Annotated in this window: 13 protein-coding genes; 7 read left to right on the top strand and 6 right to left on the bottom strand. The window is 59.3% G+C overall.

Annotated elements, in window-relative coordinates:
* Positions 1–106: 106 nt before the first annotated feature.
* Together nhaA and ACSAMW_RS10100 are read left to right on the top strand one after the other, a co-directional pair.
* Positions 107–1,471: a Na+/H+ antiporter NhaA gene (nhaA, locus tag ACSAMW_RS10095; RefSeq protein ID WP_500593801.1), complete on the top strand. Its 1,365-nt coding sequence runs from the start codon at positions 107–109 to the stop codon at positions 1,469–1,471.
* Positions 1,472–1,511: 40 nt separating this feature from the next.
* Positions 1,512–2,654 carry a mechanosensitive ion channel family protein gene (locus ACSAMW_RS10100; RefSeq protein ID WP_500593802.1) on the top strand — a complete coding sequence of 381 codons (1,143 nt, stop codon included), beginning with the start codon at positions 1,512–1,514 and terminating at the stop codon, positions 2,652–2,654.
* Positions 2,655–2,735: 81 nt separating this feature from the next.
* On the opposite strand, the gene ACSAMW_RS10105 is transcribed toward ACSAMW_RS10100, so the two are convergent.
* On the bottom strand, positions 2,736–3,698 hold the full coding sequence (locus ACSAMW_RS10105; protein WP_500593803.1) for a DMT family transporter: 963 nt from the start codon (positions 3,696–3,698) through the stop codon (positions 2,736–2,738).
* The gene (locus ACSAMW_RS10110; protein ID WP_500593804.1) at positions 3,695–4,903 is read right to left on the bottom strand and encodes a tetratricopeptide repeat protein; all 1,209 of its coding nucleotides are present in this window, start codon (positions 4,901–4,903) and stop codon (positions 3,695–3,697) included. The genes ACSAMW_RS10105 and ACSAMW_RS10110 overlap by 4 nt, the downstream gene beginning before the upstream one ends.
* A 114-nt stretch (positions 4,904–5,017) precedes the next feature.
* On the opposite strand from ACSAMW_RS10110, the gene ACSAMW_RS10115 reads away from it, so the two are divergent.
* Entirely contained in the window at positions 5,018–5,899 is an 882-nt protein-coding gene (locus ACSAMW_RS10115) for a LysR family transcriptional regulator (protein ID WP_500593805.1), read from the top strand.
* 189 nt (positions 5,900–6,088) lie between these two features.
* On the top strand, positions 6,089–8,329 hold the full coding sequence (locus ACSAMW_RS10120; RefSeq protein WP_500594017.1) for an ATP-binding protein: 2,241 nt from the start codon (positions 6,089–6,091) through the stop codon (positions 8,327–8,329).
* A gap of 5 nt (positions 8,330–8,334) precedes the next feature.
* On the opposite strand, the gene ACSAMW_RS10125 is transcribed toward ACSAMW_RS10120, so the two are convergent.
* Together ACSAMW_RS10125 and ACSAMW_RS10130 are read right to left on the bottom strand one after the other, a co-directional pair.
* Positions 8,335–8,589 carry a hypothetical protein gene (locus ACSAMW_RS10125; RefSeq protein WP_500593806.1) on the bottom strand — a complete coding sequence of 85 codons (255 nt, stop codon included), beginning with the start codon at positions 8,587–8,589 and terminating at the stop codon, positions 8,335–8,337.
* 77 nt (positions 8,590–8,666) lie between these two features.
* Positions 8,667–10,280, bottom strand: coding sequence for a histidine kinase famiy protein (locus ACSAMW_RS10130; protein ID WP_500593807.1), 1,614 nt, complete (start codon positions 10,278–10,280; stop codon positions 8,667–8,669).
* Between the two features lie 235 nt (positions 10,281–10,515).
* On the opposite strand from ACSAMW_RS10130, the gene ACSAMW_RS10135 reads away from it, so the two are divergent.
* Both ACSAMW_RS10135 and ACSAMW_RS10140 read left to right on the top strand, forming a co-directional pair.
* The gene (locus ACSAMW_RS10135; RefSeq protein WP_168084494.1) at positions 10,516–10,749 is read left to right on the top strand and encodes a hypothetical protein; all 234 of its coding nucleotides are present in this window, start codon (positions 10,516–10,518) and stop codon (positions 10,747–10,749) included.
* A gap of 102 nt (positions 10,750–10,851) precedes the next feature.
* The gene (locus ACSAMW_RS10140; RefSeq protein ID WP_500593808.1) at positions 10,852–12,564 is read left to right on the top strand and encodes a diguanylate cyclase; all 1,713 of its coding nucleotides are present in this window, start codon (positions 10,852–10,854) and stop codon (positions 12,562–12,564) included.
* Here ACSAMW_RS10140 and ACSAMW_RS10145 read toward each other — a convergent pair.
* Together ACSAMW_RS10145 and ACSAMW_RS10150 are read right to left on the bottom strand one after the other, a co-directional pair.
* On the bottom strand, positions 12,561–13,694 hold the full coding sequence (locus ACSAMW_RS10145; RefSeq protein ID WP_500593809.1) for a lactonase family protein: 1,134 nt from the start codon (positions 13,692–13,694) through the stop codon (positions 12,561–12,563). The two genes, ACSAMW_RS10140 and ACSAMW_RS10145, sit on opposite strands and share 4 nt — an antisense overlap.
* A 92-nt stretch (positions 13,695–13,786) precedes the next feature.
* Entirely contained in the window at positions 13,787–14,281 is a 495-nt protein-coding gene (locus ACSAMW_RS10150) for a GAF domain-containing protein (protein WP_500593810.1), read from the bottom strand.
* 280 nt (positions 14,282–14,561) lie between these two features.
* On the opposite strand from ACSAMW_RS10150, the gene ACSAMW_RS10155 reads away from it, so the two are divergent.
* A complete protein-coding gene (locus tag ACSAMW_RS10155; protein WP_500593811.1) occupies positions 14,562–15,698 on the top strand; it encodes an efflux RND transporter periplasmic adaptor subunit in 1,137 nt (378 codons plus the stop codon).
* Positions 15,699–15,702 lie beyond the last annotated feature (4 nt).

The following is a 15,702-nucleotide window of genomic DNA, read 5'->3' on the forward strand; positions in this document are numbered from 1 at the left end:
GTTGCGCCCTGCTACTGCACCCCGTAGGATCCCTGCAGGGTGTACCTAGGCCGCAGCCGGGTGCAGGTTAAAATCTATGCCAGTCGGGCCGCTGGCAGGGACGACCATGCCTGCACCTAACACACCTGCCTCAACGTCAGTGCCTCGTGCTCAACAGCTTACTCACCAGGCACTCACTGCCCTTGAACGTTTCAGCCATGTAGAAGCGGTTAGCGGCATCGTGCTTGTCATTGCCGCCGTTATAGCCTTGGCCTGGGCCAATAGCCCACTGGGTGCTACTTACGAAACCTTCTGGCATTCGCGGCTGAGCCTGACCTTGGGCGACTACTCGCTCGGTGCTTCACTGCATTTCATCGTCAATGATGGCCTGATGACCATTTTCTTCCTGGTCGTCGGTATGGAAATCCGGTCGGAGATCAAAGACGGCTCATTGTCCAACCTGCGAATGGCTGCTTTGCCCGTGGCGGCAGCCTTAGGTGGCGTTCTGGTACCCGCCCTGATCTACAGTGCAACCAACCTTGGCCACCCTTCCCTGTCGGGCTGGGCTGTTCCCACTGCCACTGACATTGCCTTCGCGGTAGGTGTGCTGGCGTTGCTGGGTAAATCCATTGCCCCTGGGGTAAGGATTTTTCTGCTGGCGCTGGCCATCATCGACGACATCGCTGCCGTGCTGATCATCGCGCTGTTCTATACCACATCCCTTGAGGCTACTGGCGCCGCGCTGGCCGTGCTGGGCATCGCTACCGTGCTAGCCATGCAGCGCATGGGGTTTGCAAACGCCTGGGTGTACGTGGTGCCGGGCGTAATGGTGTGGGCAGGGTTAGCCAAGCTGGGCGTACACCCTACCCTGGCTGGCGTAATACTTGGCCTGATAACACCGGTTTATTCCCGCCCCGCCATCGAGCGCCCGTTCGATACGCTGCTCAGCGCCGTTCGCGACCTGGCCCACCACATAAAAGAAGCGCCCGAGGCGGACTCGGTCAAGCAACCGCTGGGCCAGATCCGAAAGGCACAGCGGGAAATGCTGCCGCCGGTCAAGCGTGTGCAGACGGCCCTGCACCCTTGGGTGGCCTATGGAATCATGCCGCTGTTCGCCTTGGCTAATGCCGGCGTTGCCTTCAATGCCACCTCCCTTGAAGGCCCCAGCGCCTATGCCGTGGGCCTGGGCGTAGCCTTGGCGTTGCTGGTTGGCAAGCCTGTGGGGGTGGTTCTCACCTGTGTCGCGCTGGTCAAACTCAAGCTGTGCCAACTGCCAGAGGGCGTCACCTGGCGGGGCGTGGTGTTGATCGGCCTACTGGCCGGAATCGGTTTTACCATGTCCATCTTTATCGCCGGCCTGGCCTTCAGCGACCCCAACTTGCTAGGCGTTGCCAAACTGGCGGTGCTGGTGGGCTCTGCCTGCTCGGCCCTGCTAGGCCTGGCCTGGGGCGTCGTGATGTTTGTACGGCGCCCTGCTTCTCGGCACGTGTGACAACACGTGCCCAATGCTCCACCCAACACAGAGGTAAACAGTGGATCTGGCTTTTCTGACCAACATCACACAAACCGAATTTCTAGGTATCACCCTTGCCAACTGGTGCCTGGCCCTAGGGGCCATCACCCTGAGTTTCACCGTTGCCCGGGCGGGCATCGGCTTTGTGCTCAAGAACCTGCGCAGGCGAGCTAACCGCCCAGATGCACACCTGAGCCACATTGCAATCGAGGTGCTGTCCAGTACCAATAATGCGCTATTACTGCTGGGGGCGGTATTGATAGGGGTAGGCATACTGGACCTGCCTGATCGCTGGGCGTCGCGGGTGAGCAGCCTGTGGTTCGTGGTTGTGGCCCTGCAAGTGGGCTTGTGGGCGAACCGGGCCATTGCACTGGCTGTACTGCGATACTTCAAGCGCCATAGCCGGTCTGAGGTCTACACGGGCAGTGCCTTGGGCACATTGGCGTTATGGGGTGCCAAGGTACTATTGTGGGCCGTGGTGGCGCTGGCCATGCTCTCCAACCTTGGGGTCAACATCACCGCGTTCGTAGCCAGCCTGGGGGTTGGCGGTATTGCGATCGCCTTGGCAGTGCAAAACATATTGGGCGACGTGTTTGCGTCACTGTCGATTGCGGTCGACAAGCCTTTCGAGGTAGGCGACTTCATTGTGGTCGGTGCTTTGGCTGGTACGGTCGAGCACGTGGGGCTGAAGACCACACGCATTCGCAGCCTGGGGGGCGAACAGATTGTGATGGCGAACGCCGAAATGATCGGTAGCACCATCCAGAACTACAAGCGCCTGCAGGAACGCCGCATCGTTTTCAAATTCCGACTGACCTATGGCTGCACACCTGAACAGGTCAAAGAGGTACCTCGGCAAGTGGAGCGGATCATCAGCGAGCAGAAACTGGCACGCTTTGATCGGTCCCACTTCTTGGCCTTCGGCGAAAACGCACTGGAATTTGAAACTGTCTACATCGTGCTGGACCCTAGCTATAACGTGTACATGGACGTTCAGCAGGCTATCAATGTGCAAATGATGGAAGCCTTTGCCGACATGGGTGTGGAATTTGCCTTCCCTACCCGCACCTTGTACGTAGCATCGCTGCCGTCCACGCTGGAAAACCAGTTGCAGCAAAGCCATACCACCCAACAAGGCGACGCATTGCGAACGGTACAGTAACCTGGTGCCCTGCCGCCTGGTGCGAACCAAGTAGCAGGGCAAGTTGGGACCAAGCAGCCCCTACCCCCCTCCCGCGTACTGTCAGGCTGGGCGCACTATCGCCGCTGGGGTTGCGCTGCGCGCCTTCACCGGCCGGTTGCACACCACAATGCCCACAATAATCAGAACGCCACCTATAAAGGTGTAGCCGCTGAGTACCTCCCCTAGCAGTAACCCGCCCAGCAGCACGGCTGTCAGCGGGTTGAGGGCAATGAACACACCTGCCCGGGTGGCCCCGATTTTCTGAATGCCGTTGTAGTACCAGATATAGGCAATGGCCGAGCCCATCACGCCCAGGTACACCAAGCTCAGCATTTCACTGAGCGGCAAGGCCTGAATGGCCGCCAGTTGGAACTGCCCCATGCCCACTGCCGTCACCGTTAGCATCGCAGCCCCGGCCATGATCGAATAGGTCACAGTATGCAGAGCACCGATCTCCTTGACAGTGGTTTTACCGAAGATGCTGAACGCCACCCAACTCAATACGCAGCCAAAAATCAGCAGGTCCCCTATCCAGCTGCCCTCCACGCCTGCAAGGCTGCCTGATAGCCGCGTGAGCAACACGACACCAGCGCCCACCACACACAGCACAATCCCGCCTACTTTCGACAGGGACAAGTGCTCGCGGTACAACAGGTAGGACACGATAGCCATTACGGCAGGGTTCAACGCCACTATCAGAGAGGCCCTGGACGCACTGATGTAATGCAGGCCGTAGAAGAAGCACAGGTTGTACGCAAAAATGCCGCAAAAGCCCAGGCCGATCAGTTTGAACGACTGCGGCCGGGTAAGGCGAACAAAGCCTTGGCCCGATATCAGCAGGTATAAACCCAGCACACCGCCCGCCAGCAGAAAGCGTAAGCTGGCCGACAGCAAGGGCGGGGTTTCACCAGAAATATAACGGCCGGCGACGAAGGTGCCACCCCAGATCATGGCCACCAGCGACAGCTTTAGGTAGGTGCTGCTGTCTGCCAATGGGCGGCCCAGCATTGTATCTTGGGTCATGCCGAGTATCTCCCCAGCGCTACAGAAAGGGTTTGCTGTGCGGCGTAATCCAGCGTCAGCTCAAGGATTTCCCGCTGCGCGTGGCTGCCGCCGAGCAAATGCCAATGGGCGCGCGTATCGCGCAACAGTTCCAGGCACTGCCCATACTCCTCCAACGTGAAGAGGTGGATGGCTTTAAGAACGCCCACGCCTGCAAGGTGCGTTTTAGGCTCCACGCCAAAACCATCGCTTTCGGCAATCTGCTTTTCAATCAGCAACGGCTGGTTGCTGGCGGAGAAGGCGAAGGCAGCGTGGAGCTTGTGAAAGTACGAGGTAGACGTGAAGATACCGCCGCTCCATAGCACGGCCAGGCGCTTCCACACACCGTGATACCGACCATCGGCCGCCTTCAACCGTAGCCGCCATAGAAACCCGACTGCATCCAGGTCCTGTTTGGCAAAAGGGCTGTCCTTGAGCTTGTACAAGGCATCGAAGGCCATCAGCGCGCGCTCGGTGTTCTTGCACCGTTCGTAGGCAATCGCCAGGTGCCAATACACATGCATGCGCATGCCAGGGTTGTCGATCCAGTCGGGCTTGCGGCTTTCCAGGAACCCGGCCAACTCCGCCCAGCGGCCCAGCTCATGCAGCGCATGGGCCGCAGCATGAATGCCGTAGATGTTGCCCGGCACCAGGTTGACCGCTTCCAGTGCAATATCAAAAGCTTCCCCGAACAGGCCGCACTCGCACAGCACAAACGCTTTCATGGATAAATAATAAGAGTACAAAGGGTGCTGGGCCGAGAGCGCCGCATCAAGCATAGGAAACTGATTTTTCAACCGCGTGGTCTTGCCCGTACAGAAATCCAGCATGTGCAGGAAAAACAAAGCGACCACATCGGTGGGGTATACCTTGATGTGGCATACGAAGGCGGCACGCGCCGCTTCATAGTCAAAATTCACCCACGCCTTGAACCCATGCAGCACCATGTTCAGCTCAGGGCGTGATGCCATGTCTGGTGGAACCTGGGCTAGCAACAGCTTGAACCTGTACAGCTCTTTGATTTCACAGCTGGTGATTCTATCGAAACCTGACAGCAACTGTCGGTACAGCGCCTGGTGCTCATTACCGGGTTCCACCGCTTCCGGCATACCGCGCAGGGCCAGGAAAGGGCCATTGGCCTCTGGCCAAAAGCCCGAAATACCATCCGTTTTCCACTGAGTCATCATGGGCACATCCTTATTTTCCGAACCGAGCGCCAGCCTTGGCCCTTATGTCCGCTTCGTCTATCCTTGCGCATTTACGCACTCATGCGGAAATGAGCCTTTACTCATGGCCAGGCAATGACGCTCACTCAGCTCGAGATTTTTGTCGCGGTTGCGCAACGGCGCGGCTTTACCCTTGCGGCCACGGAATTGAACATCTCTCAGTCTGCCGTTTCCCATGCCATCCGGGCGCTGGAACAGGAACTGGGCGTAGCGCTGTTGTTGCGCTACCAAGGCCAGATCGAGCTGACCGACATTGGCGCAACGCTGGTACAGCGTGCCAAGGCCATGCTGGGCCTGGCGGAGGCCATGCGTATGGAGGCCGCTGACGCACAGGCCATGAAGGTCGGCACGCTACGCATCGGTTCATTCGGGCCCACCTCCTCCCAACGGCTGTTGCCCTTGATCCTGGACTCTTTTTCCCACCTGCACCCAGGGATCGAAATCCATATCGATGAAGGGCCAGACCGCCAAGTGGTGCAATGGCTATTGGACCGCCGTGTGGACGTCGGCTTTGTCACCTTGCCCAATGACCAGTTCGATACTTGCCTGCTGCTTGAGGATCAGATGGTGGCCGTGCTCCCCCTCGGCCATCGGCTGGCAACGCAGCCGGCGGTCAGCCTGAATGACCTATGCAGCGACCCCTTTGTGCTGACTGAGGCCGGGTCCTCTGCGCTAGTCTCCCAGTTGTTCGCCGGTGCCCGGCTGCAACCTCGGGTGCGCTACCGCACCTCCCAACTGATGAGTACCCTGGCCGCAGTAACACGTGGTGATGGGGTGACCATTGTGGCCGAATCGTCCCTGCCGCAGCAGACAGCATCCCCGTACGTATCAAAGCCATTGACCCCCCGTGTGAAGCGGCTGGTGGGCATCGCCGTACTGGACAAGGCACAAGCTACACCCGTTACCAAAGCGTTCATTGAAGTGGCGCGGAAGTGTTGTGCGGCCCATGGCTTATAACTCACTGCTGGGCAACGTCCACAAGGTGTGCCTTGGTGAAATGGGGGCGAATCGCCGCTTATGGCTGGCCCTTGCCCCGAACATTCCCACGTCACCGTGTTCCTATGCTGTTCAACCGTAACCCCGCGAAACGTACGAGGTTGTACTACCGTGTCCCAGCCGCAACAGTCAGACGCCTTCCAACTCGCCATGGACAACTGTGCCCGCGAACCCATCCGCATTCCCGGCAGCATTCAGCCGCAGGGGTTCATGCTGGTGATCGAAGAGCCCGACATGGTGATACGGCAGTTCAGCGAAAACCTGATGGCCTGGCTAGGCGTGGATGCCGACCAGTTGCTGGGCGCACGCTTGCCTGACGTCATCCGGGATGGGCATGAGCTGGTTGAACAGCTGGGCGAGCTGGAGGAGGACGAATCCCACCCCTACCACGTGGCAGACGTGGAATTCCTGATCGGCAAGGCCGGGCCAGTGGCCCTGCCCATGATGCTGCACCGGTACGACCAGGTATTGGTCGTGGAGTTTGAACGGCCTACTTCGGAAACCGTGACCCATAACCGGTTGTACCCCATCGTGCGCTCGTTCATTAGCAGCGCGCCGGAAATCGAAACGGTGCAGGGGCTGTGCGAGCGTGCCGTGCGGGTGGTCAAGCGGCTTACCGGCTTTGGCCGGGTCAAAACCTACAAGTTCGACGAGCAAGGCAACGGCCTGGTGAATGCCGAGTTGCTGGATGAGGGTTACCAAAGCTACCTGGGCTTGTGCTTTCCTGCGTCGGACATTCCTGCACAGGCCAGGGCACTGTACTGCTCCAATCGCATTCGCGTGATCGAGGATGCCAATTACACCCCCTCCAGGCTCATTCCCGCTAATAATCCACTAACGGGCCAGCCCTTGGACATGAGTTACGCGACGCTTCGCAGCGTATCGCCGATTCACTTGCAGTACATGCGCAACATGCAAACACTCAGCTCCATGTCCATCTCCATTGTGGTGGAGGGTAAATTATGGGGCTTGGTATCCTGCCACCACAGCGACCCGCACACGGTAAGCTTCCAAACCCGTACGGCTTGTGAGCTGTTAGGCCGGGTACTGTCGCTACAGATCGAAAGCCGTCAATCGCGCCTCAACGCGGCGCGGATGCTGGATATTCGCCAGCGCATGGTGCAGCTGTTGTCGGCCATTGCTGACCACGATAGCGTCCTGCTGGGCTTGCGTGCTGAAACCGATACCTTCCTTGGCTTTGTAGGGGCCGCAGGTGCAGCCGTGGTCTCGACTACAGGCTGCGACCTGTATGGCGATACCCCTGCAAAAGCCGATGTGCAGTTGCTGGCCGAGTGGCTGTTCCAGCGCCCGGCCAACGACTTTTTCGAAACGGACAATGCCAGCCAGAGCATCCCGGAGCTGCCTGCCATAGGTGAAGCCACCAGCGGTGTGATGGCCGTCGCCATTTCAGAGCTGCACCCTCATTACTTGATCTGGTTCAAGCCTGAACAGGCTCACGTGGTGCACTGGGCCGGCAAACCGGACAAGATTCTAGGTGATACCGGCAGCCTCAACCCTCGGCAGAGTTTCGAACAATGGCGGCAGGTGGTTCATGGTTTCTCAACCCCTTGGCTGGCCAGCGAGGCCGAGGGTGTTCAGGAGTTGCGTCAGGCCGTATTGGGCATTGTGCTGCGCAAGGCAGAAGAGCTAGCGCAGATGTCTGAAGAGCTGGACCGCTCCAACAAGGAGCTGGAAGCCTTCTCATACAGCGTGTCCCATGACCTGCGCGCTCCCCTGCGCCACATCGCCGGCTTTACCGACCTGCTGACGGACATGGAATCGGACAACCTCTCGGAGCGAGGCCAGCGCTTTGTCACCACTATTGCAGACTCAGCACGGTTTGCCGGCACACTGGTAGATAACCTGCTCAGTTTTTCCCAAATGGGCCGCAATGCTATCCACCTGGCGCCCATAGACCTGCGCAAGCTTGTGGACACCATTCGCGTGGAACTCCAACCGGACTACGAAGGGCGCGAGGTGCAATGGCACTACACCGACCTGCCTGAGTTGGTGGCAGACCCGGCCTTTATCCACTTGGCCATGCGCAACCTGATTTCCAATGCACTGAAATACTCACGCGCCCGGCCTGTAGCCCTTATTGAAGTCACGGCGGTCAAGCGCGACGACGACACGGTGGTGTGTGTTCAAGACAACGGCGTCGGGTTCGACATGCAGTACGTGGACAAGCTGTTTGGCGTCTTCCAGCGGCTTCATCGCATGGAAGACTACGAGGGCACCGGCATTGGCCTGGCCAACGTCCGCCGTATTATTGAACGCCACGGTGGCCGGGTTTGGGCCAAGGCAGCGCCTAATGAAGGCGCCGCGTTTTCATTCACCCTGCCCCACGCTACCGTGCCACCACTCCCTGACGAGGCGAACGAGCTTGGATAAAGACCTCACAGGTGCTTCTTGGCTTCTTTATCAAGGTGTTTGTCCGCCTTATGGCGCTCTTCGTCGTCGTGCTTGACGCCTTTGTCTACTTCGCTGGCGTCATGCTTCACACCTTTGTCCACCTCTTTGGCGTCATGGTCCATGCCTTCGTCCAACTCACGGTTATCGTGGCGTATGCCCTCTCCCACCTCACCTTCGGCAAAGGCTAATGGCATGGCGGCGGCGAACAACACAGCGACTGCAATCAGTTGTTTACGCATAAAACTGCTCCCGATGGATCCACTTTAAAGGTTGAGCTTTAACTTTAGACCACAGGCGCTTAGCTAGCCGGTTGTATTCAGCTCACGCCGTTAGGGCCGTTCAGTACCTGCCTGACCTTGGCCGATAGCACATTGGGCAAACACGGCTTGGACAGCACTTCAAACTGTTCGCCACTGGCGCCTGTGCGCTCAATGGCATTCTCAGCGTACCCCGTGGTGAGCAGTATCTTCATATCTGGGTAAAGCTTGCGTACTTCACGCGCCAGTACCACGCCATTCATGCCGCCAGGCATGATCACATCCGAAAACAGCAGGTCGAAGCGGGCGTCGCCGGCCAGGATTTCCAGCGCCTGGTTGGCGCTGTTGGCCACGGCCGTGGTGTAGCCACAGTCGTCAAGTACCGCCTTGGCCAGCTCGGCCACGTCTTCCCGGTCTTCAACAATAAGAATGGCCTCGGTACCCGTAGTAGCCGCTGTTGGTTTGGGCACTTCATGGTGAGTAAGGCCTGCGCTGTCGGCTGGGAAATACATCCGCAAGGTGGTGCCTATACCGTCTTCGGAATAGATGCGCACAGCCCCACCTGACTGCTTGGCGAAGCCATACACCATGGACAGTCCCAACCCAGTGCCTTTGCCTTCATCCTTGGTGGTGAAAAACGGCTCCATCACCCGGCTTTTGATGCTTTCGGGCATGCCACAGCCGTTATCGGTCAACGCGATGCACACATAGCGGCCAGGCAGCATACCGTCATAGGCGCGTGCATTGGCTTCAGACACGTGCAGGTTTCGCGTTTCTACGCTGACCGCCGGCCGCTCACGGCCCAGCAGCGCATCGCGGGCATTGATGATGATATTGAGCAACGCCATTTCGGCCTGGGTAGGGTCGATGCGGCAGTTCCACAGGTCCTGCTCCAGGTCCGTACGGAAATCGATGTTATCGCCCATCACATGCTCAACGTTGCGGCGTATTTCATCAACCAGGTTATTTAGGTTGATCACACGGCCTTGCAGCTTTTGCTTCCTGGAAAATGCCAGCAATTGTTGAGTCAGGGACGTCGCACGCTCGATGGCTGTGCGGGTCATGGCCAGGTTGCGCACGATGCGTTCGCCGTCTACCTCAGCCTTGCGTGCCGAACGGTCTGCTAGGTCTACGTACCCACCCATCACTTGCAACAGGTTGTTGAAGTCGTGGGCGATGCCCCCGGTCAGTTGCCCCAGGGCTTCCATTTTCTGAGCCTGGCGCAGTGCGTCTTCAGCGTCCCGGCGACGGCTCACATCCAGTTGCGAGGCAAAGAAGTAGATCAAGTCGCCATCGTCGTTGTACACCGGCGAGATGAACAGGGCATTCCAGAACGAAGACCCGTCCTTGCGGTAATTGAGTATCTCTACCGACACGTCCCGCTGTTCATCCACCGCCCGCTTCACCTGCTCCACCAAATGCCGATCGGTATCGGCCCCCTGGAGGAAGCGGCAGTTGCGCCCGTACAGCTCGTCGGTGCTATACCCCGTCATGTCAACGAAGGCACCATTGGCGAAGATGATCGGGTTATCAGGCTGGTTAGGGTCCGTCACGATCATCGGCATACGCGTGGTAGACACGGCCGCAAAAAAGATGTTTTTGCCTTGTGAGGACAGGTCGGCTGTCTGTGCGTTGTCTACCCGCGCATGCAGGTCTTTGGATTGGTCAGGCATCGGGCTCGTTTTCCTGAAAGCATAAGGCGCCGTACATCTGGTGTTCGATACACAAAGAAGGCAAATAGTTTGTGCAGCGTGTACCCAATGCTCCAAAAAAACTCAGAAATCGGTATCAAGCCGAAGAAAATAGTTGTCGCTCATTTATTTAGCGCGCTTTGTCTGGAACTAACGTGCCACCTGTGCAATAAAGGCACAATAACATCATTCCTCTCTATTTTTCAGTGACGCCCCTATGAACGCTTACGATGCACGACACCTGCGCCTGCTCAACCTGATCGAAGCCCGCCAGTGGAACGAAATAAGCCAGGACGATGCCGAGGAACTACGCGTATTGATTGTGTGCAAGTACGTAGCGTTGGCAGAGGCGGCGGGCAAGGCACCTTCCATGGTGCTAAACCCCGAAGGCCAGCATTACCACCAACGGCTGGCTGAATTGGCCCTGCAGCAGGCTGCCAATATCGCCTGACAAAGCGCAATAGCTCGACCGTTCGTCGCCCAGCAAGGCGAACGTCTTTATCCAGCACTTCGGTTGCCGATAACCATCGCAACCGTCTCGCTGGATAACGCCATGGCGTATCGCAAAACCAACCTGCTGCTTGCAGCCATGGCCGCCATGCTGGTGATGTCGATCACGGCTGCCGTAAGCCCTGTAAGCCTTTTCTGGACCAACCAGACCCGCATGGAGCGTAACTTGGTCGAGCGCCAGCTTGATAGTGTGCGCCAAGTACAAGGCCTGCTGGTGGATGCGGAAACCGGCCAGCGCGGGTATGTGATTACGGGCAAGGAACCCTTCCTGCAACCCTACTTTATTGCGGTTGCGCAATTGCCCGGCGCGATCCGTCAACTCCAGGCGCTGTACGAGGGTAGCGCGAGTACGGAAGCGGAGCAGATTCAAACGTTCATCACCCGCACCCACCTCAAGATGGACCACTTGAACATGGTGGTAAAGCTGCGCAGTGAGGCTGGCTATAGCGCTTCGGAAGCCGAGATTGCCAGTGGCCGTGGCAAGCAGCTAATGGACGACGTGCGGGAAGTCACCACAAGCCTTATGGCGGATGAAACCACCAAGGTCGCGCAACTGGATGACCAGCTTCAGACCAACCTGCGCATTGCGGTTGCCGTCTCCGTGGCCACCTTTCTGCTCACTCTGTCCCTAGGCCGGTTTATCTACGTCTCCATGCGCAGCGCGGTGCAGCGCCAGACCGAGTCGGCACGGCTACAGGCCGACTCTGCTGCGACAGCCCAGATCGCCAGTGCACGCTTGACCCAGAGCCTTGAGCACCTAGAGCACCGCAACCTGGAAATCAGCCTGCTGGCCGAGATGGCCAGGCTGCTGCAGACCGAATTGAGCCAGGAAGAAACCCTGCAGCTGGCCAACAGTTATTGCCAGCGCCTGCTAGAGGGCAGCGCCGGTACGTTTTTCCTGTACCGCAACTCGGCCGACGCCCTGTTACCAGCAGCCAGTTGGGGAACCGTGGACCTGGCGCCCGACACGCTGCTCAGCCCCAAGGATTGCTGGGCCATCCGCCGTGCCCGCGTGCACCTGGTAGAGCAAGACCACGACCTGTGCTGCGCCCATTACCCGCAACACACGGATACGGCGACCTACACGCATTGGTGTATTCCCCTGCTGGCGTATGGGGAAACACTGGGGCTGCTGCACATTTACAGAGACGCACGCCAGCCCACGGAAGAGGCCAGCCTGAAATGCGCCGAAGCCATTGCTGAACAGACCGCCTTGGCCCTGGCCAATGGGCGCATGCGCCAGGTGCTGCAAACCCAGTCCATACGCGACCCCCTCACCGGCCTGTACAACCGTCGGTTCATGGAGGAAACCCTGGAGCGAGAACTGGCCCGGGCCCGTCGAACCCACGCCTGCCTATCGGTGATCATGCTGGACCTGGACCACTTCAAACGCCTGAACGACAACTATGGCCACCCGGCCGGTGACAGCGTGCTCAGAGCTGTTTCGGCTTTGCTGCTCGGTGCCCTGAGAGCCTCGGACATCGCCTGCCGCTTTGGCGGTGAAGAGCTGATCGTGATCCTGCCCGACTGTGCGCTGGAAGGCGCGGTGGTCCGAGCCGAAGCCATACGTGCAGAATTTGCCGCCATGACCCTTCACGAGTTGGGGCAGCCACTGACCGTCACTGCCTCCTTTGGCGTGTCCTCCACTGCCGTGTGCGGTGCCGACCAGAGCCTGCTGCTCAAGGCGGCTGACACCGCGTTGTACAAGGCAAAGCAGAGTGGGCGGAATCGGGTTCAATCCTGCCTGGATGCCTAAGGCTTTGTGTGCAACACCTCTATCCACAACGCCCCTTTACCTGAAGGGGCCTGCCCAGTCCGGGTCAAGGCACCTTTTGGTCCAATGGCATAGCTGCCCACTACGGCGCTTTTTTCACCCGTCACCAGTAACCAGCGCCCGCTAGGGTCAAATGCGATGTTGCGGGGCTGCTGCTCCTGAACGGGGTAGTTGCCCATGAAGGTAGGTTTGCCAGTGTTGGCATCCAGGCTGAACGCGGAGACGCTGCTGCTGGTGCGTTCGGTCATGTACAGCAGCTTGCCGTCCGGTGACAGGCGCAGGTCCGCGGCCCAGATGCGACGGGTGGAATCGTTAGCCAGGTTATTGTTGCTGGCGTCTCTTACTTCTCCGTGGGTCAAGCCCAGGCTGGCCGGTATGCCAGGAACTGCGCCTGCCTCGCTCAGGACGCCGCTTTTGGCGTTGATGGCGTAGGCGGTCACCGTGCCGCTCATTTCTCCCACCACATACAGGAAATGGCCATTGCGGGAAAACGCGATATGCCGCGGCCCGGTTTTGGCCGGTACTGAAACATGCCCATCACCTATTGGCGTGAGCTGCCCCGTGGAGGCGTTGAAACGGTATTGCAGCACATGGTCTGCGCCCAGGTTGCCGGCATAGGCAAACTGGTTGGAAGGGTCGGTGCGTATGGAATGGGCATGGGGCCCGGTCTTGAAGGTGTTAAACGCCGCAGTAGGCTGGCCATCGGTGCCAATGGCCTGGGTGCTGATCAGGTCTGCACCGTAGGAGGCGGCCAGCAACCAGCGCCCGCTTCTATCAGTCGCCAAGTAGGCCATGCTCTCTGCCAGGGGGGCAGTGCCGTGCTCGCTGAGGTGCCCCGTTTCAGGGTCAATACTGTAGCTGCGCACCGTGTAGGGCTTGGCGCGCAGCGCGGCATACAAGGTCTTGCCATCCGGGCTCAATGCCATGGGGTTGACCTGAGCGCCGGCCTGGGTCTGCTCGACCAGCTCCAATTGCCCGGACGTTTCGTCCAGTTGGTACTGGGAAATCAACCCGTCTTCAGGGCTTGAGATATAGGCGAAGGTGGCGGCCTGAACAGGCCCGACCAATGCAGCAACAATCAGGGAAACAGCACAACCTGTACGCAAACCCATGGTGAAGTCCTGTTATTTTTATGATCAGTCATCCTATGACTAAGCCACTATGGACTGCAACGGGTGCCAGGGCCGCGCCACCCTGGCTTGCCTCAGCGGCGGATGTTTGCGTAGAAAATACAGCCGATCAGCCGTGCAAACAGCTCCAAGGTTTCAGCCAGGTTCTCATCATTGAAGGCTGTAGCCTTCGTATCCAAAGCGCAGAGCGCGCCATACAGCGTGCCATCCGGCAGGATCACAGGCACGCCGGCATAGCTGCCAAGGCGATGCTCGGCCACCACTGGCCGCGCAGCCAGCCTGGGATGGTTGGCGATGTTGGCCAGAAACAATGGCCTGGGGTCACGCTGCAACTCATGACACAGGGTGGTTTCCACGTCCAGCGACTCGCCTGGCGCAATGCCCAGGCCAATGGCGTCGTATACCGAACACACCACCCACTGCGTGTCCGTGAATTTGGAAATGCCCGCAAAACCCATCCCAGTCAAGCGCGTAACGAGCTTCAGAACATGGGTTGTCGCTTCGATCTCGGCGATGGCCGAGCGCTCTTCCAGGGTCAGCAGACCCTGCCGTTCACACAGCCTTTCCATCGACTACTTCTCCACTGATGGTCGAAAACGCCAAGGGCTCGCAGGCCCTGGGCGTAATGTAAAGGGAGCCTTCGCACCGCGCAATGTATGCAACACATCGGACGACGGAGCGGCGCCTGGCGGGGAACGGGCTGCGTGTTAGACCTGGCCTGATTGGCACGTAACAATCGGTAATAGCATTACGCGCTTTCTTTGCACAACCACGCATCAATCGCACAAAAAGCCAACCGGTGTCGTGTAAGCTCCGGTGCCTTGGCACAACGGAACACCCGAGCCCTCAATGCCCTTCGCACGTACCTCCTTGCAGGCCCTCCTCACCGCGCTCGCTGCCTGTGCGATGGCGTCAGGCTGCCGCCCTGCAGATACCCCGCCCTCGGCATCGCTACCGGTGGTCGATGTGGTGGTGGCTACACCTTCGGCCAAGGCCGCTACCGCCCTGTTGCCAGGTCGGTTGGAGCCCTACCGCCGGGCCCAGGTGCGCGCGCGGGTGGAAGGGATCGTGCACAAGCGTGTGTACACCGAAGGGCAAGAAGTGCAGGCAGGGCAATTGCTGTTCCGGATCGACCCCGCCCAGCTTGACGTGGACCTGGCAGCAGCCCAGGCCGAGCTTTCCCAGGCCAAGGCCGCGGCAGACGCCGCTGAAGACATCGCGCAACGCTCCCGGCAATTGATCGCGGACCAGTCCATCAGCACTCAGCAGTACCGCAAGGATTTCTTCGCGGCAAAACAGGCACGTGCCTTGGAGGAATCGGCCCTGGCTAAGGTACGCAGCGCACGGCTGCGGCGCGTGTATGCGGACGTGACGGCACCGATTTCCGGGCGCACCCGCAAAGCTGACGTCAGTGAAGGCGCCATGGTAGGCCAGGATGAAGGCACCGTGCTGACCACGGTGGAGCAGATCGACCCTCTGTACGTTGACTTCTCCGAACCCGTATCGGCGTTTCTTGCGCTACGCCAGCAGCAGGTGGACAACCCCCAGGCCGGGCGCGAAGTGGGCCTGATACTGGCAAACGGCTCCCGATACCCTGCTGCCGGCACTCTTGAGTTCCAGGACTCTGCCGTGGACCCTAAAACCGACACGGTCACCCTGCGCGCCGTGGTGCCCAACCCGGATCGCCTGCTGTTGCCCGGCATGTATGTTCAAGTTGAAGTGGCACGCCCCCAGGCGCTTCACACAGTGCTGGTACCGCAGCGTGCGCTGGCACGAGGGGCGGATGGGGCCTACGTGATGGTCGAACGCGACGGCATAGCCCACCAGGTCAGCGTGAAGGCAGACGCGCTGGAAGGCACACAATGGCGCGTGGAGGCCGGGTTGCTTGGCGGCGAACGGGTCATTCTTGATGGCGCTGCACTGAGCGATGGCCAGGCGGTAGCGCTCAAGCCCCCTCCAGCATCGGTGGCGGTGAGCACCCCCTGAGGAA

This window comes from Pseudomonas sp. AB39(2026) (genome assembly GCF_059831485.1).